We start from the raw sequence: 16,733 nt of genomic DNA on the forward strand, positions 1-16,733 counted from the left end.
GGCGCCGCGGATGGCTGTCGTGCGCTCAGGTGGTGTGCGCGAGCGAGGTGTGGCGACAGCGGGTGCCGGCGATGTGGTCATCGCGGTCTCCGAACCCCTTGGGGAGCTGTGAGCCGGGTTCAGGTGATCGAGTCGTGGATCCGGGTCAGGAATCGGCGGCGAGATTCGCCGATATCCACGACTCGAAAACCCGGCCCGAACCACTCGCCACGACTCGATACGCCCACCACGCCCGCCGCCGACCACGACCGCCGCCGTCTTTCCGGAACTTCCTGGTCGCTATCCGCAGATTTACTTCCGCAAAGACCCAGCCCACCCTCACCACAGTCCACCCCGTCATCACACCCACCCCGCACGGACCCCGAGCGTCAGCCACACCACAGTCCACCCCCGTGACCAGACCCCGCGCGTGCGACCACTCGGGTGAGCGGCTCCGGAATAGCTGCGATCCTTCCCTGGTCGCGGTGGTGTGGGTCAAGGGTCGAAGATCGCGCAGCGACGCCGAAGGCGCCCTTGACGCACGCCACCGCGACTGGCACGATCACGCAGCCCGGAGACCGCGCCACCACAGCTGCCTCGCGCAAAACCACACGAGCCGGCGAATCCACCATCCGCGCCCCCGCCGCAGGCGGCAACAGGACCAGCCGCCGCGCAGCGGCGACCAATCAACCCACACATCCGACACAAGAGCCGGATATCCCCTGAGATGGTTCGTGGCTGGCGGACAGATCGGCGGGTCCGGCGGACAGGCTGCCGATCCGCCGGCCGGACTGCCGGCGAGCGGAGGGCAGGTTGGTGGGACGGGGCAGGTGTAGGGCTGGGGGGTGAGGTGCTGCGGATCAGGCAGCGGGTCGGGCTCGGTTGAAGGCCCTGCGGATGGCAGCTATGACACGCTGCGGGCGGTCGAGGTCGGCCCACTCGGCACGAACGACCTGGAGACCGAGTGCTCGGAGCCGATCCTCACGGACCTTTTCCTGTACTAACAGCTCGGCCGAGCCGTCGGCGTACTTCAACCGGCCGTCGAATTCGACAACGGTGTCGTACTCCCTGAAGAAGAAATCCACTCGAGCGATGAACCCGTCTGCGTCCCGGAACTCCGCCTGCGGGACCGGCACCGGCAGACCATGGTTCATCATCACAACGCGAAGCCGTGACTCCGCGACCGACTCTGACCGTCCATCTCCGAAGTTCACCGCGGCGCGAGCCGTTGCGCTCCCGGGCCAGAACTCGATCACGCCGAGCAGGCGGTCCAACTCCTCCGGCTCCAGGGCACCAGCGCGCAACGCCGCGTCGACAGTGACCACAGCTGCCTCGTACGACGCCGTACAGGCGGTCTCGAAGACGGCGCGAGCAACTGTGGTCGTGACCAATCCATCGACCTCGGTGAGATCGAGCTCGGAGAGGGCGCCGAGATGGTGGCGTGCGCCGGCGATCAGCCCGCCGGACCGACCGTCTCTGCGGCTGACGTGAGCCTCTCTGAGGTCCAGACCCCACAGCGGCATACGGTGCAAGGCCAGCGCAGACTGGTGACTGACCGCGAGCGTGTCCTCATGCCAGGAATTCATTACCGCATGGACAAGGCGGCGGTGTTCTTGTTCGGCCCGTTCCCACGACGGCAGAACACTCAGGTCGAGCCGCTCGGCGTACTGCCCGTACCGGATCCGAACCCATCGTCCATCGCCGAGCCGACGGCGGATCTGGCCTGGGGTGTAGCCGCTCGCGACGGCCTGATGCCGGGCGAACACGCCACCTTGTTGTTCCGCAACCAGCTTCAACCGTGGGTTCACAGGTCGAGCATCCACGCCCCAGCCCGCCACCCGCACCTGCGATCCAGCGACCTGTGGATAACCATGTCATGGGATACCCCATGAAATGGTCCGTTCTCCCACCGCATTTCGAGGGGCGAACGGACAAGCGGGCGGGTTATCCCATGAGATTGCCCCCGTGGGCGGTTGGCTCGGTGGTTCGTGCAGGCGTGACCAGCTCACGTTGTTGATCGCGGCGGTAGCCCCGGTTCGCGGCGGTAGCCCCGGTTCGCGGCGGTAGCCGCGGTTCGCCGGCGTGGCCGGCAGGTGGGGAAGGCGATGAGCCGGGGTGGGTGGGCAGCGCGCGGAGCAGGTGCGGTGAGGAGCGGCGCGACGAACTTAGCGGCTGCGTAGCGCGGTGAGGAGCGGCGCGACGAACTTGGCGGCTGCGTAGTGCGCGGGGGGTTACCAGTGGGTCGCTACCAGGTTCCAGATGACTCCTGCCAGGGCGTCTTTGGAGCCTGCGGGGACGGGGAGGGCGGTGCCGGCGCGGTCGAGGATTACTGCTTCGTTGTTGTCGCTGCCGAAGACTTTGCCGCCGGAGACGTCGTTCACGACGAGGAGGTCGCAGCCTTTGCGTTCGAGCTTGGCGCGGCCCAGCTCCAGGACGCTGTGGTTGGCGTCGCCGGTTTCCGCGGCGAAGCCGACGATGACCTGGTCGGGGCGGGCGCGGTCGTGGGAGATCGTCTGCAGGATGTCCGGGTTCTGCACCAGATTGACGGCGGGGACCGAGCCGTCGGCGGTCTTCTTGATCTTGTGCTCGGCGACGTCGGCGGGCCGGAAGTCGGCCGGGGCCGCGGCCATCACGATCGCGTCCGCACCACCCGCGCGGCCGGTGATCTCGTCGTACAGCTCGCGGGTGCTCGTCACCGGGACGACCTGGACACCGGCCGGGTCGGGCAGCTCGGAGTTGGCGGCGACCAGCGTGACCTTGGCGCCGCGCGCGGCCGCGATCCGGGCCAGGGCGTAGCCCTGCTTGCCGGAGGAGGAGTTGCCGAGATACCGCACCGGGTCTAGGTGTTCGCGCGTCCCGCCGGCGCTGATCAGGACGTCCTTGCCGGTCAGGTCGGCGACCGCCTGGCCCGCGGCACGGGAGGCCTCGTCGGCGAGCATCAGCTGGCTGATCGCGAAGATCTCGGACGGCTCGGGCAAGCGACCGCGGCCCGTGTCCGCGCCGGTCAGTCGGCCGACAGCAGGCTCGAGAACGGTGATGCCGCGGGACCGGAGGGTAGCGACGTTCGCCTGGGTGGCCGGGTGCTCCCACATCTCGGTGTGCATCGCGGCCGCGAACAGGATCGGGCAGCGCGCGGTCAGCAGGGTGTTGGTGAGCAGGTCGTCTGCCAGTCCGTGCGCGGCCTTCGCGATCAGGTTGGCCGTCGCGGGAGCAACAACGACGAGCTCCGCCGCCTTGCCGATCCGGACGTGCGGCACCTGTTCCACGTTGTCGAACGGGTCGGCCGTCACCGGCTGCCCGGACAACGCGGCCCAGGTCGCCGCGCCAACGAACTCGAGCGCAGCTGCCGTCGGCACCACCCGGACGCTGTGCCCGGACTCGGTCAGCCGCCGGAGCAGATCACAGACCTTGTACGCCGCGATCCCGCCGCCGACCCCGAGGACGACATTCGGCCGGTGCTTGCCGGGAGCGGGAACCACAGAAGCCCCCGCGGCCTGCGAAGGCCCGGGGGTCTGGTTTTCACCGGTTGCGGACATCTGGTGGCTCCGTTCCCGGCGGTCAGGCCGAGTAAGTTACTCGGACTTCTTCTCCGCGGCAGCGGCGGCTTCCGCCTCGGCCTCGGGGTCGATGTCGGTGCAGGTCAGTACGCCCTCGTTGATCTCGCGCATCGCGATCGAGAGCGGCTTCTCCTGGACGTGCGTCTCGACCAGCGGTCCGACGTACTCCAGCAGGCCCTCGCCGAGCTGGGAGTAGTAGGCGTTGATCTGCCGCGCACGCTTGGCCGAGTACAGGACGAGCTTGTACTTGGAGTCGGTGTGGGTGAGCAGGTCGTCGATCGGCGGGGAGGTGATGCCGATCGCGACAGGCTGGTTGCCAGACAAGTTCAGCTCTTTCCAGAGATATGGGGTGATCGAATCAACTTTACCAACTGATCGGCTGCCTCCCGAACCGAGGCGTTCACGATCGTCACGTCGAACTCCTTCTCGGCCGCCAGCTCGAGCGTCGCGGTCTCCAGCCGACGCTCCCGCTCCTCGGCGGATTCGGTCCCGCGGCCGACCAGCCGGCGGACCAGCTCGTCCCAGCTCGGCGGGGCCAGGAAGACGAACTGCGCCTCCGGCATCGTCTCGCGGACCTGGCGGGCGCCCTGCAGGTCGATCTCGAGCAGCGCGGGCCGGCCCTCGGCGAGCTTGTCGAGCACCGGCTGCTTCGGCGTACCGTACCGGGCGGCCTTGTGGACGACGGCCCACTCCAGCAACTCGCCGTCGGCGATCATCCGGTCGAACTCGTCGTCGGACACGAACAGGTAGTGCACACCCTCGACCTCGGTCGGCCGCGCCTTGCGGGTCGTCGCCGACACCGAGATCCAGATGTCCGGGAAGCGCTCGCGGATATCGGCCGCGACCGTGCCCTTGCCCACAGCCGTCGGCCCGGCCAGCACGGTCAGCCGCGCAGGGCCGTGATCGCCGGTCGGGGTCGTGTCCGCGGAGGGGGTCGAGCGCTCTGGGTCCATGGTCATCGTCACACCAGTGTCCAACGAGCCAGGCCGGGTTTCGGTTCGGCTCACGGTCCCGGTTGCGCTCACTCGGCGAATTCGCGCTCGAGCGCGGCGATCTGGTTCGTCCCCAGGCCGCGCACCCGCCGCGTCTCCGAGATCCCCGCCCGGTCCATGATCTGCTGGGCGCGGACCTTGCCGACACCGGGAATGCACTGCAGCAGCGCGCTCACCCGCATCTTGCCGATCACGTCGTTCGTCTGCCCCTCGTGGAGCACCTCCGTCGGAGACGCTCCCGAATGCCGGATCCGGTTCTTGATCTCGGCTCGTTCACGCCGCGCCGCCGCGGCCTTGTCCAGAGCCGCCGCTCGCTGCTCCGGGGTCAAAGAAGGAAGTGGCACCGTCTCACCTGTCCCGTTGTATGGCTTCGCTAGGGAACCTAACACGGGTGCGGGTGGCTCAGGCCGTCAGCGCGGCGAAGAGGCGGAACGTGCTGTGTGATAGACGCTCTCACGGTCAGTTGAGCGCGGGTACGTCGACCTTGCACGAGTCCTTGGCGTGGGTGGAAATCGCCTTGTACGCCGTCATCACGGCGCCGGTCTGCTTGCTCAGCTCGGCCAACTGGACCCGGTCCGAGCCGGCCTTCTTGGCCTTCTCCGCGAACGCGACCACAACACCCCAGTCGTCCTTCACGTCCGGTGGCGCGGAATCCTGCAGCTTCTTCGCGTCGTCGAGAATCTTCACGTAGTCCGCGGCCTTTTGCGGATCCACGTTCACCGCGCTCGCGGCGTACTTGGCGAGATCGACGCAGTAGGCCTGTTCATCGGTGCAGGCGGTCAGCGTGGCGGTGCCGGCGATCACGGTCAGGGCCAGGGCGAGTGTGCGCTTCACGAGGCCGACACTACCGGCCGTCACCAACCGATCCGAAACGAATACATTCCGCCACCGGACGGCCGACGCGACGGCGGATGGCCCGCCGTCGCGTCGGAAGAGTCAGCTGCCGGCGCCGGGGACGTCGATCTTGCAGGTGTCCTTCGCCTGCTTGGTGATCGCCTGCATGGCCGGCAGGATCTTCGCTCCGTCGCTCGTGGCGAGCGCGGTCAGCTTCGTCGTGTCGCCGTTGGCGTCCTTCGCCTTCTCGGCGTAGTCGATGACGACCTTCCAGTCGTCCTTCAGGTCGTCCGGCGCCGACTTCGACACCTTCTTCGCCTGGTCGAGCATCGTGCCGACGGCGTCGGAGTTCTTGATGTCGAGGTCCTTCGACGCGTCGACGTAGTTCTTCAGGTCGCCGCAGTAGTCGCCGCCCGAACAGGCCGTCAGGACGCCGGCACCCATGATCACTGCCGCCGCGATGGCCGCCACCTTACGCATTCGGTTCCTTACTGTGTCGCGCGGGAAGACCGTCGCTCCCCGTCGCCGACACCTTTCCGGAACGCCGGGGTCAACCAACCGCCAGGCACGCCGTGAACAACATCGCACGACCCGACTGGAACCACGCTGTGATCTACGGCGTCGTCGTACCGCGACTTCGGCCTCCTGACTAGCCTTTACAGCGAGTCGAAGTAGCTCAAGACCCGACGCCGGTCGCCAACGGCCCAGAACGCGTCCCGCACTCGCTCAATCCCACCAACAGGCCAGCGCTCGAAGATCCGTCGCACCTCAGGGTCCGAGATCTCGGCGGTCAGCGCTCCGATGAAGTCACCCCAGACCACCTTGAACGGGCGCCCGCACATCTGCTCGACGCCAACCTCCACCGGTGCGGCGATCTCCAGCCGGTGGTAGACGTCAATCACCGCCCGGTACGACGCCATCAGCGCCTCCTCGCGCTCCTGCCACGTCTCGGCCCGCAGCACCTCACGCAGCAGCGGCTCGAGCGACGGACCACACGACAACCGGCCGAACGCCGAACCGAACCACTTCCGGTACGGCGCATACTGCCGCTCCATCAGGAAGCACAGCCCGATCAGATCCTGCACGAGCTGCGCACCGATCAACGCCGACCCCAGCTCGTCCCCGACGTACCCGGCCCGGCCGACCAGGTTCATCTCCGGGTGGACCTGCCACCACCCGGAGATCATCAGATAACGCCAGACATCGGGCGGGTAATACGCCAACCGATCCCGGATCGCCTGCAATCCCAGCTCATCGTGGAACACCGCTCCCGCGGTCATCTGCCGCAGATTCTGCTCCGGAAACGTAAACCAGTCCCGCGCCTCGATGTCCGCCGCGGGATCGAATCCCAGCTGATCGAGGAAATACTGCCGGACCGTATGCACCTCGACGAACGATGCCCGCCCCTCGAACCGATCCGGTACGTCGAGTTGCACCTCGACCCCCTCGGCCACGAACAGCAGCACTCTCGCCTCACAGTTGTGATCCGTCGACATCTCGTCGTCGAATCCCAACACCTCCGACCCGCGCCCCATCAACGCCGCGCTGTGCGGAACGTCGACCAACGGCCGGACCACCTCGACATAGAACCGCCGACACAACTCGATCCCGGACATGCCGACAAAGATCGCATCCCGGAAATGCGAAAAGCAAGAAAAAACACCAAACGGCGCGAAATTCATCGCGCCATTTGGTAAATCAAATTCTATCGCGAATTACCCGCTCTGTCAGTACCCCAGGACCGCGCGGAACCCATCATTGGCCCGATCGGCCGCACTCCGCAGTCCGGCCGGATCCGGCCCGGCGCCGAGGATCTCGCGCGAGCTCGACGGTACGACGTTGCGCACTGCCGACCCGAAGACCGCGGTCAACCCCTCCGCAGTACCGCCCTGCGCACCGAGCCCCGGCGCCAGCAGCGGACCGCGGATCTCCAAGTTCTCCGAGGTCGACGAGATCGTCGCGCCGACCACCGCACCGAACGAGCCCAGCCCGTCGGCATCGCCCAGGTCGGCCGTGTTCAGCTCGAGCAGACCATCGAGCACCGCACCGGCCACAGTCGGGCCGTCCACGGTCCGTGCCGACTGGAACTGCGGACCTTCCGGATTCGACGTCAACGCGAGTACAAACAATCCCGCACCCGCCTCACGGGCTTGATCAACGGCCGGTTGCAGCGACCCGAATCCGAGATAAGGACTGACCGTCAGCGCATCGCACGCCAGCGGCCCCTTCTCCGCCAGGTACGCCGACGCATACCCGGCCATCGTGGATCCGATGTCACCGCGCTTCGCATCGATGATCACCAGCGCCCCGGCTTCGCGCAGCCGGATCGTCGCCTCCTCGAGGACGGCGATCCCCGCCGACCCGAAGCGCTCGAAGAACGCCGACTGCGGCTTGAACACCGCGACCCGATCGGCCAGAGCGTCCACGACGCCGTACGTGAACGACGCCAGTCCCTCGGCGGTGTCCGGCACTCCCCACAAGTCCAGCAGGTGCTGGTGCGGGTCGATCCCGACACAGAGTGGTCCGCGGGCGTCCATGGCCGCCCGCAGTCGTGTCCCGAACGGCATGTTGCGCATCTCGCTCCCCAAGGTTTCGTTGCTCATGGCAAGCTCCTGTTGATGGTCCGGATCAGACCCGGGCCGCGGTAGATCAGCCCGGTGTACACCTGCACGAGGCTGGCGCCCGCGTCGAACAGCCGGGTGGCGTCAGCGGGATCGACGATCCCGCCGACCCCGATGACCGGCAGCGCTCCCCCGGTCTCGTTGTGGATATGGGCGACGGTCTTCGCCGCGAGCTCTCCCAGCGGCCGCCCCGACAGGCCGCCGGTCTCGGCGGCCAGCGGATGAGACTCGACACCCGGCCGGGTGATGGTGGTGTTGGTGGCGATGACGCCGGCGATGCCGACGTCGGTGCAGACCTGCAGCAACTCGTCGATCGCCGACGTCGTGAGGTCCGGCGCGATCTTCACGAGGATCGGTTTCGGCGTCAGCCCGCCAACGGTCAGACCGGCCGCCTCGGTGTGCAGGGCGGTCAGCAGCTCGCGAAGCTGGCCGGCGTCCTGCAGCGACCGCAGTCCCGGAGTGTTCGGCGATGACACGTTGACCGCGAAGTAGTCGCCGTACCGGTAGAGCCGTCGCAGCGAGGTCACATAGTCCTCGACCGCATCCTCGAGCGGGGTGATCTTGGACTTCCCGATCGAAACCCCCAGTGGATAACCGAGATCTCCGTACGCCGCCAGCCGCGCGGCCAACTCCGCCGAGCCGAGGTTGTTGAACCCCATCCGGTTGATCACGGCCTCGGCCTCGACCAGCCGGAACAACCGGGGGCGAGGGTTGCCTGGTTGCGGATGCGCGGTCACAGTCCCGACCTCGACGAACCCGAACCCGATCGCCGGCCAGGCGCGCAAAGCGATCCCGTTCTTGTCCATCCCGGCCGCAAGCCCTACCGGTGCAGGAAACCGCAACCCGAAGACCGAACGCGGTGACGCCGACCCGAACAGCTTCGACCCCAGCGCACGACCGCCGGGGATGCGCCCGAGGAGGCGCATCCCGGCCAGCGTCTGCTCATGTGCGATCTCTGCATCGCCTTTGCCCAGGCGATACAGAACCGGCCGGACGACCCGCCTATACACCGCGGATCCTGGACACCCAGTCCTGCAGGGACCGGACCCCGATATCTCCGGCCCGCTGCGCCTCGATCCCCTGGACGGCGGCCGCCAGCCCCTGGACCGTGGTGATGCACGGGATGTTGCGCGCCACCGCCGCACTCCGGATCTCGTACCCGTCCAGTCGCGGCGACCCGCCCTGCGTGATCCCGATCGGTGTGTTGACGATCAGGTTCAGCTCACCGTCCTGAACCATCTGCACGATCGTCGGCTCACCGTTCGGACCCGGACCCTGGCTGCTCTTGCGGACCGTGACCGCCTCGACCCCGTTGCGCCGCAGGACATCCGCCGTCCCCTCGGTCGCGTAGATCTGGAAGCCGAGATCCGCCAGCCGCTTCACCGGGAAGATCATGTGCCGCTTGTCCCGGTTCGCGACCGACACGAAGACCTTGCCGGATCCCGGCAGCGGCTGCGATGCCCCGGCCTGCGACTTGGCGAACGCCGTACCGAAGGTGTCGTCGATGCCCATCACCTCGCCGGTCGACTTCATCTCCGGCCCGAGCACGGTGTCGACCGAGCGTCCGTCGACGGTCCGGAACCGGTTGAACGGCATCACCGCTTCCTTCACCGCGATCGGCGTCGAGTTCGGCAGGGTGCCGCCATCGCCGACCGCCGGCAGCATGCCCTCGGCACGGAGCGAGGCGATCGAGGAACCCAGCATCACCCGGGCCGCAGCCTTCGCCAGCGGAGTAGCGGTCGCCTTCGACACGAACGGAACCGTCCGGGACGCCCGCGGATTCGCCTCCAGCACGTAGAGCACGTCCCCGGCCAGCGCGTACTGCACGTTCAGCAGACCGCGTACGCCGACGCCCCGAGCGATCGCCTCGGTCGACCGCCGGATGTTCTCGATGTCCGCGTTCCCGAGCGTGATCGGCGGCAGCGCACACGACGAGTCGCCCGAGTGCACCCCGGCCTCCTCGATGTGTTCCATCACGCCACCGAGGAACAGCTCCTCGCCGTCGAACAACCCGTCCACGTCGATCTCGACCGCGTCGTCGAGGAACCGGTCGACCAGCACCGGGTGCTCGAACGCCTCACCGCCACCCAACCGCTCCAGGGCGGCCGACAGCTCGGCCGAGCTGTACACGATCTCCATCCCGCGGCCGCCGAGCACGTACGACGGACGCACGAGCACCGGGAACCCGATCTCCTCGGCGATCACGTGCGCCTGTTCGGCCGACAACGCCGTACCGTGCTTCGGCGCCGGCAATCCCGCATCCGCGAGCACCTTGCCGAACGCACCCCGCTCCTCGGCCAGGTGGATGGCGGCAGGCGACGTACCGACGATCGGTACGCCGGCATCCGCGAGCCGCTGCGCCAACCCGAGCGGCGTCTGTCCACCGAGCTGCACGATCACCCCGGCCACGGGACCGGCCTGCATCTCGGCGTACACGATCTCGAGCACGTCCTCGCAGGTGAGCGGCTCGAAGTACAGCCGGTCGGAGGTGTCGTAGTCGGTCGAGACCGTCTCCGGGTTGCAGTTGATCATCACCGTGCAGTAGCCGGCCTCGCGCAGCGCCATCGACGCGTGCACACAGGAGTAGTCGAACTCGATCCCCTGCCCGATCCGGTTCGGCCCCGAGCCGAGGATCAGCACGGCCGGCTCGGTCCGCGGCGCGACTTCGCTCTCCTCGTCGTACGACGAGTAGTGGTACGGCGTCTCGGCCTTGAACTCGGCCGCACAGGTGTCGACCGTCTTGAACACCGGACGAATCCCGAGCGCCTGCCGGACTCCCCGGACGACGTCCTCGGTCAACCCGCGGATCTCGGCCAGCTGCAGATCCGAGAACCCGTGCCGCTTCGCCAGCTTGATCACGTCGGGCGTCAACCGCGGCGCGGCCGCAACCTGCAGCGCCGTCTCGTGGATCAAGTACATCTGGTCCACGAACCACGGATCGATCCGGGTGTTCGCGAAGATCTGCTCGGGCGTGGCACCCGCGCGGATCGCGTCCATGATGATCCGCAGTCGGCCGTCCTGCGGCGTCTTGATTGCCTCCAGCAACGACTCCAGGTCGGTCGACGGATCGCCGGCCCAGGAGAACCGGGCCTCGGGCTTCTCCAGCGAGCGCAGCGCCTTCTGCAGCGCCTCGGTGTAGTTGCGCCCGATCGCCATCGCCTCGCCGACGCTCTTCATGTGCGTGGTGAGGGTGGCGTCCGCGGCCGGGAACTTCTCGAACGCGAACCGCGGCACCTTCACCACCACGTAGTCCAGCGTCGGCTCGAAGCTGGCCGGGGTCTGCTTGGTGATGTCGTTCGGGATCTCGTCGAGGGTGTAGCCGATGGCAACCTTCGCCGCGATCTTCGCGATCGGGAAGCCGGTCGCCTTCGACGCCAGCGCGGACGACCGGGAGACCCGCGGGTTCATCTCGATCACGATCAGCCGGCCGTCCTCGGGGTTCACCGCGAACTGGATGTTGCAGCCGCCGGTGTCGACGCCGACCTCGCGAATGATGCCGATGGCAAGGTCGCGCATGACCTGGTACTCGCGGTCGGTCAGCGTCATCGCCGGCGCGACCGTGACCGAGTCGCCGGTGTGCACGCCCATCGGGTCGACGTTCTCGATCGAGCAGACGATCACGACGTTGTCGGCCTTGTCGCGCATCACCTCCAGCTCGTACTCCTTCCACCCGAGGATCGACTCCTCGATCAGTACCTCGGTGGTCGGGCTGGCATGCAGTCCGGCGCCGGCGATCCGGCGCAGCTCGGCTTCGTCGTACGCCATCCCGGAGCCGACGCCGCCCATCGTGAACGACGGCCGGACCACCAGCGGATACCCCAGCTCGCCGGCCGCACCGAGAACGTCGTCGATCGTGTGGCAGATCCGCGAGGTCGCGACCTCCGCGCCGAGCTTCTCGACGATGTGCTTGAAGGACTCCCGGTTCTCGCCGCGCTGGATCGCGTCGACGGACGCGCCGATCAGCTCGACGCCGTACTTCTCCAGGACGCCGTTGTCGTGCAGGGCGATCGCCGCGTTCAGCGCGGTCTGGCCGCCGAGCGTCGCGAGCAGCGCGTTCGGGCGCTCCTTCTCGATCACCTTCTCGACGTACTCCGGCGTGATCGGCTCGACGTACGTCGCGTCGGCGAACTCCGGGTCCGTCATGATCGTGGCCGGGTTGGAGTTGACCAGGACGACCCGGAACCCCTCCTCGCGCAGCACCCGGCAGGCCTGGGTGCCGGAGTAGTCGAACTCGCAGGCCTGGCCGATGACGATCGGCCCGGAGCCGATCACCAGGACCGACTCGATATCTGTACGGCGTGGCATCAGACCCTCCCCTCCATCAGTTCGACGAATCGGTCGAACAGGTACGCCGAGTCATGCGGCCCGGCGGCTGCCTCCGGGTGGTACTGCACCGAGAAGGCGAGCACCCTGCCGTCCTTGGTGAGCCGGAGCCCTTCGACCACGTTGTCGTTCAGCGAGACGTGCGACACCTCGGCCGTCCCGTACGGCGTCTCGACCGTCCCCTCAAGTGGTGCATCCACGGCGAACCCGTGGTTCTGCGCGGTGATCTCGACCTTGCCGGTGGCCCGGTCGAGCACCGGCTGGTTGATCCCGCGGTGCCCGTACTTCAGCTTGAACGTCCCCAGCCCGAGCGCGCGCCCGAACACCTGGTTGCCGAAGCAGATCCCGAAGTACGGCGTCTCGCGCTCCAGCAGCGCCTTCAGCAGCTCGGTCGGGTGCTCGGTGGTCTCCGGGTCGCCCGGCCCGTTGCTCATGAAGATGCCGTCCGGATCGACCGCGAGCACCTCGTCGAGCGAGGCCGTCGCCGGCATCACGTGCACCTCGATGCCCCGCTCGGCCATCCGCTTCGGTGTCATCGACTTGATCCCGAGATCGAGCGCGACGACGGTGAACCGCTTCTCCCCTTCGGCCGGAACGACGTACGTCGAGGCCGTCGTGACCTCGTCCGCGAGGTCGGCGCCGGTCATCGGCGGCTGCTGCAACACCTTCTCGAGCAGGGCCGCCGGATCGAGGACCTCGGTGGAGATCCCGGCCCGCATGGCGCCGCGCTCGCGCAGGTGCCGGGTCAGCGCGCGGGTGTCGATCCCCGAGATCCCGACGATCCCCTGGCCCTTGAGCTGGTCGTCGAGGCTGCGGCGGGACCGCCAGTTCGACGGGACGCGGGCAGGGTCGCGGACGACGTACCCCGCGACCCAGATCCTGGTCGATTCGTCGTCCTCGTCGTTCACCCCGGTGTTGCCGATGTGCGGCGCGGTCTGGGTGACGATCTGGCGGTGGTAGGACGGGTCGGTCAGCGTCTCCTGGTATCCGGTCATCCCGGTGGTGAACACCGCCTCGCCGAATGTTTCTCCGGTGGCCCCGTACGACGTGCCGGCGAACGACCGGCCGTCTTCGAGGACCAGCAGGGCTGGGTGACTCATCTTTGCTCGGCTCCGATCAGAGTCGCGATGGATTCGGTCAGGGGGGCGGTGTCGGCCTTGCGGCGCGGGCGGAAGCCCGTGTCCAGCTCGCGGCCGTCGTGGTTCCAGGTGACCACGACCAGGCCGGACTTCTCCGCGGTCACCTTGCCGGCGATCCCGCGGTCGGTCCGGACGCCGGTCAGATGGCCCGCCGGGATGAACACATCCGCCGCTCCCTGCCGATGGAAGATCAGGCCGGCCTCACTGACGGCCAGGTCCGCGGTACTGCGGACTCCCAGTTCGTGCACGGCGATCCGGTCCATCCAGTCGCCGGCCGACGTGGTGGCGACGTACACGCCTTCCACGCCGCGCGTCTTGTCCTCGGGCACCGCCGGCAGCGGCGCCAGATCGGCCTGCCGGGACTTGCGGTTCCGCCAGCCCCGCCACATGCCGAGGTAGGCGAGCGCCAGGATCACCAGCGTGCCGACCACGCCGAGGAAACCCTTCACCGGAAGAGCTTTCCGTCGAGGACGGTCGGCGTACCGCGGAGGAACGTCGCGACCACCTTGCCCGGCAGCGTCATCCCGGCGAACGGCGTGTTCCGCGACAGCGACGCCGTTTCACTCGGCACGACGGTCCGCTCGACCGTCGGATCGACCAGTACGACGTTCGCCGGCGCACCGGCCTCCAACGGGCGGCCGTGGTCCGTGATCTGGCCGATCGCGGCCGGCCGGTAGCTCATCCGGTCGGCGAGGTCGGCCCAGGTCAGCAGCTTGGTGTCGACCATCGCGTGCTGGACCACGCTGAGCGCGGTCTCGAGACCGGTCATCCCGAACGCGGCGGCGCTCCACTCGCAGTCCTTGTCCTCGACCGGATGCGGCGCGTGGTCCGTGGCGACGATGTCGATCGTGCCGTCGGCCAGACCTTCACGAACCGCCTCGACGTCCGCCCTCGTCCGCAGCGGCGGGTTCACCTTGTAGACCGGGTTGTAGGAGGCGGCCAGGTCCTCGGTTAGCAACAGGTGATGCGGCGTGACCTCCGCCGTCACCTCGAGGCCGCGCTTCTTCGCCTCGCGGACGATCTCGACCGAGCCCTTGGTGGACAGGTGGCAGATGTGCAGCTTCGAACCGACGTGCGCGTTCAGCAGGATGTCGCGGGCGATGATCGCCTCCTCCGCGACACTCGGCCAGCCGGTCAGGCCGAGCACGCCGGAGAGCGCGCCTTCGTTCATCTGCGCGCCCTGGGTCAGCCGTGGCTCCTGCGCGTGCTGGGCGATCACACCGCCGAACGCCTTCACGTACTCCAGGGCGCGGCGCATCAGAGCCGCGTCCCAGACGCAGTCGCCGTCGTCGGAGAACACCCGCACCCGAGCGGCCGAATCGGCCATGGCTCCCAGCTCGGCGAGCTGCGTGCCCTGCCGTCCGACCGTGACCGCGCCGATCGGGTGGACGTCGGCGTACCCGCTCTCGCGTCCGAGGCGCCAGACCTGCTCGACGACCCCGGCCGTATCGGCGACCGGGTCGGTGTTGGCCATCGCGAACACGGCGGTGAACCCGCCGATCGCCGCGGCCCGGGTGCCGGTCAGGACCGTCTCCGCATCCTCACGACCCGGCTCGCGCAGGTGCGTGTGCAGATCGACCAGCCCGGGCAGCGCGATCAGGCCCTTGGCGTCGACGGTCTCGACGCCCTCGGGCTGGTCGATGGTGTTGCCGACGGCCACGATCTCGCCGTTGTCGATGAGCAGATCCGCCGCCTCACCGCCAAGAATCTTGGCCCCGGTGATCAGGTACGCGGTCATGCGCTGGGCTCCTCAGTCGTTTCGTTGGTACCAGACAGCAGCAGATAAAGGACGGCCATGCGGATCGCCACGCCGTTGGTGACCTGTTCGACGATGACCGAGCGGGTGGAGTCGGCGACGTCGGCGCTGATCTCCATGCCGCGGTTCATCGGGCCGGGGTGCAGCACGATCGCCTCTTCCGGCAATTGCACCATCCGGTGAACGTCGAGGCCGTACCGACGCGTGTACTCCCGGGCACTCGGGAAGAACGCCTCGTTCATCCGCTCCCGCTGTACCCGCAACATCATCACCGCGTCGCTCTTCGGCAACGCCGAGTCGAGGTCGTACGACGTGGCACACGGCCAGCTCGTCATGTCGACCGGGAGCAGCGTCGGCGGCGCGACCACGGTCACGTCGGCACCGAGGGTCGAGAGCAGCAGCACGTTCGACCGGGCGACCCGGGAGTGCAGTACGTCGCCGACGATCGTGATCCGGCGGCCCTCCAGCGAGCCGAGGTGCCGCCGCATCGTGAACGCGTCGAGTAACGCTTGGGTCGGGTGCTCGTGTGTACCGTCGCCGGCATTCACCACCGAGCCCGTCATCCAGCCCGACGTCGCGAGCAGATGCGGCGCCCCGGAGGACCCGTGCCGGCAGACCACGCCGTCCGCGCCCATCGCCTGCAGGGTCAGCGCGGTGTCCTTCAGGCTCTCGCCCTTGCTCACGCTCGACCCCTTGGCCGAGAAGTTGATGACGTCGGCGGACAGCCGCTTCGCCGCCGCCTCGAACGAGATCCGCGTCCGGGTGGAATCCTCGAAGAAGAGGTTCACCACGGTCCGGCCGCGTAGCGCCGGCAGCTTCTTGATCGGCCGGTCGGCCAACGCGCGCATCTCCTCGGCGGTGTCGAGGATCAGGTGGGCCTCGTCCCTGGACAGATCGCCCGCGCTCAGCAGGTGTCGCATCACTTCGCCCCCCGTTCCGCAGTGTCCGCGATCAGGACCGCGTCGGTGCCGTCGTACTCGGTCAGGTGGACAGTGACGCGCTCGACCAGGGAGGTCGGGAGGTTCTTGCCCACATAGTCCGCCCGAATGGGCAGTTCGCGGTGACCGCGGTCGACGAGGACCGCGAGCTGGACGGCGCGCGGGCGGCCGATGTCGCCGAGCGCGTCGAGGGCCGCGCGGATGGTGCGGCCGGAGAACAGGACGTCGTCGACCAGGACCACGACCTTGCCGTCGATACCGCCTGGTGGAATGTCGGTGTGCTCCAGACCACGCGGTGGCTTGAGGCCGATGTCGTCGCGATACATGGTCACGTCGAGTGACCCGGTCGGTACGCTCTGCCCCTCGACCGCCTGAATCCGGGTCGAGACACGCTGGGCCAGTGGGACTCCGCGGGTGGGGATGCCGAGCAGGACGACCGGGTCGGCACCGCGGTTGCGCTCGAGGATCTCGTGCGCGATCCGGGTCAATGCCCGGGAAATGTCGGAAGCGTCCAGGACCGTGCGGCTACCGCGTTGCGCGGCAGGCACGTCTGGAGTTTGCGCTGCACTCTGGGCAGGGCTCATCGCTACCGTT

16 protein-coding genes are annotated in these 16,733 nt (G+C 68.1%); all 16 read right to left on the reverse strand.

All coding sequences use genetic code 11. The annotated features are described in order from the left end of the window. Window positions 1–839: 839 nt before the first annotated feature. Window positions 840–1,787, reverse strand: a complete 948-nt coding sequence (locus ACWF4Z_RS29155) for a type IV toxin-antitoxin system AbiEi family antitoxin domain-containing protein (protein ID WP_452246355.1) — start codon at window positions 1,785–1,787, stop codon at window positions 840–842. Between the two features lie 423 nt (window positions 1,788–2,210). Continuing rightward, the gene (coaBC, locus tag ACWF4Z_RS29160; protein ID WP_452246356.1) at window positions 2,211–3,515 is read right to left on the reverse strand and encodes a bifunctional phosphopantothenoylcysteine decarboxylase/phosphopantothenate--cysteine ligase CoaBC; all 1,305 of its coding nucleotides are present in this window, start codon (window positions 3,513–3,515) and stop codon (window positions 2,211–2,213) included. Between the two features lie 36 nt (window positions 3,516–3,551). Next, window positions 3,552–3,860 (reverse strand): DNA-directed RNA polymerase subunit omega, encoded by a 309-nt coding sequence (gene rpoZ, locus ACWF4Z_RS29165; RefSeq protein WP_363688809.1) that lies wholly within the window; start codon window positions 3,858–3,860, stop codon window positions 3,552–3,554. 2 nt (window positions 3,861–3,862) lie between these two features. Next, complete coding sequence (gmk, locus tag ACWF4Z_RS29170; protein WP_452246458.1) at window positions 3,863–4,489, reverse strand: guanylate kinase; 627 nt, start codon at window positions 4,487–4,489, stop codon at window positions 3,863–3,865. 68 nt (window positions 4,490–4,557) lie between these two features. Beyond that, window positions 4,558–4,872, reverse strand: coding sequence for an integration host factor, actinobacterial type (mihF, locus tag ACWF4Z_RS29175; protein ID WP_452246357.1), 315 nt, complete (start codon window positions 4,870–4,872; stop codon window positions 4,558–4,560). A 115-nt stretch (window positions 4,873–4,987) separates the two neighbouring features. Further along, window positions 4,988–5,362: a hypothetical protein gene (locus tag ACWF4Z_RS29180; protein ID WP_452246358.1), complete on the reverse strand. Its 375-nt coding sequence runs from the start codon at window positions 5,360–5,362 to the stop codon at window positions 4,988–4,990. Window positions 5,363–5,464: 102 nt separating this feature from the next. Further along, window positions 5,465–5,842, reverse strand: a complete 378-nt coding sequence (locus ACWF4Z_RS29185; RefSeq protein ID WP_452246359.1) for a hypothetical protein — start codon at window positions 5,840–5,842, stop codon at window positions 5,465–5,467. A 176-nt stretch (window positions 5,843–6,018) separates the two neighbouring features. Beyond that, entirely contained in the window at window positions 6,019–6,978 is a 960-nt protein-coding gene (locus ACWF4Z_RS29190) for a DUF4037 domain-containing protein (RefSeq protein WP_452246360.1), read from the reverse strand. A 111-nt stretch (window positions 6,979–7,089) separates the two neighbouring features. Then, complete coding sequence (pyrF, locus tag ACWF4Z_RS29195) at window positions 7,090–7,965, reverse strand: orotidine-5'-phosphate decarboxylase (RefSeq protein ID WP_452246361.1); 876 nt, start codon at window positions 7,963–7,965, stop codon at window positions 7,090–7,092. Continuing rightward, window positions 7,962–8,993, reverse strand: a complete 1,032-nt coding sequence (locus ACWF4Z_RS29200; protein WP_452246362.1) for a quinone-dependent dihydroorotate dehydrogenase — start codon at window positions 8,991–8,993, stop codon at window positions 7,962–7,964. Before ACWF4Z_RS29200 ends, pyrF begins: the two co-directional genes overlap by 4 nt. Continuing rightward, window positions 8,986–12,288: a carbamoyl-phosphate synthase large subunit gene (carB, locus tag ACWF4Z_RS29205; protein WP_452246363.1), complete on the reverse strand. Its 3,303-nt coding sequence runs from the start codon at window positions 12,286–12,288 to the stop codon at window positions 8,986–8,988. Before carB ends, ACWF4Z_RS29200 begins: the two co-directional genes overlap by 8 nt. Continuing rightward, complete coding sequence (carA, locus tag ACWF4Z_RS29210; RefSeq protein WP_452246364.1) at window positions 12,288–13,406, reverse strand: glutamine-hydrolyzing carbamoyl-phosphate synthase small subunit; 1,119 nt, start codon at window positions 13,404–13,406, stop codon at window positions 12,288–12,290. The genes carB and carA overlap by 1 nt, the downstream gene beginning before the upstream one ends. Further along, window positions 13,403–13,894: a PH-like domain-containing protein gene (locus ACWF4Z_RS29215; RefSeq protein WP_452246365.1), complete on the reverse strand. Its 492-nt coding sequence runs from the start codon at window positions 13,892–13,894 to the stop codon at window positions 13,403–13,405. Before ACWF4Z_RS29215 ends, carA begins: the two co-directional genes overlap by 4 nt. Further along, window positions 13,891–15,183, reverse strand: coding sequence for a dihydroorotase (locus ACWF4Z_RS29220; protein WP_452246366.1), 1,293 nt, complete (start codon window positions 15,181–15,183; stop codon window positions 13,891–13,893). Before ACWF4Z_RS29220 ends, ACWF4Z_RS29215 begins: the two co-directional genes overlap by 4 nt. Further along, window positions 15,180–16,121 (reverse strand): aspartate carbamoyltransferase catalytic subunit, encoded by a 942-nt coding sequence (locus ACWF4Z_RS29225; protein WP_452246367.1) that lies wholly within the window; start codon window positions 16,119–16,121, stop codon window positions 15,180–15,182. The genes ACWF4Z_RS29220 and ACWF4Z_RS29225 overlap by 4 nt, the downstream gene beginning before the upstream one ends. Further along, on the reverse strand, window positions 16,121–16,723 hold the full coding sequence (gene pyrR, locus ACWF4Z_RS29230; protein WP_452246368.1) for a bifunctional pyr operon transcriptional regulator/uracil phosphoribosyltransferase PyrR: 603 nt from the start codon (window positions 16,721–16,723) through the stop codon (window positions 16,121–16,123). Before pyrR ends, ACWF4Z_RS29225 begins: the two co-directional genes overlap by 1 nt. Between the last annotated feature and the right edge of the window lie 10 nt (window positions 16,724–16,733).

This window comes from Kribbella sp. NPDC055071, assembly GCF_053608045.1.

Excerpts from the sequence above, each read along its gene's own strand:
- pyrR (WP_452246368.1), bottom strand. The coding sequence starts at position 16,723 with ATGAGCCCTGCCCAGAGTGCAGCGCAAACTCCAGACGTGCCTGCCGCG.
- pyrF (WP_452246361.1), bottom strand. The coding sequence starts at position 7,965 with ATGAGCAACGAAACCTTGGGGAGCGAGATGCGCAACATGCCGTTCGGG.
- carB (WP_452246363.1), bottom strand. The coding sequence starts at position 12,288 with ATGCCACGCCGTACAGATATCGAGTCGGTCCTGGTGATCGGCTCCGGG.
- ACWF4Z_RS29225 (WP_452246367.1), bottom strand. The coding sequence starts at position 16,121 with ATGCGACACCTGCTGAGCGCGGGCGATCTGTCCAGGGACGAGGCCCAC.
- coaBC (WP_452246356.1), bottom strand. The coding sequence starts at position 3,515 with ATGTCCGCAACCGGTGAAAACCAGACCCCCGGGCCTTCGCAGGCCGCG.
- ACWF4Z_RS29185 (WP_452246359.1), bottom strand. The coding sequence starts at position 5,842 with ATGCGTAAGGTGGCGGCCATCGCGGCGGCAGTGATCATGGGTGCCGGC.
- gmk (WP_452246458.1), bottom strand. The coding sequence starts at position 4,489 with ATGGACCCAGAGCGCTCGACCCCCTCCGCGGACACGACCCCGACCGGC.
- carA (WP_452246364.1), bottom strand. The coding sequence starts at position 13,406 with ATGAGTCACCCAGCCCTGCTGGTCCTCGAAGACGGCCGGTCGTTCGCC.
- ACWF4Z_RS29220 (WP_452246366.1), bottom strand. The coding sequence starts at position 15,183 with ATGACCGCGTACCTGATCACCGGGGCCAAGATTCTTGGCGGTGAGGCG.
- ACWF4Z_RS29190 (WP_452246360.1), bottom strand. The coding sequence starts at position 6,978 with ATGTCCGGGATCGAGTTGTGTCGGCGGTTCTATGTCGAGGTGGTCCGG.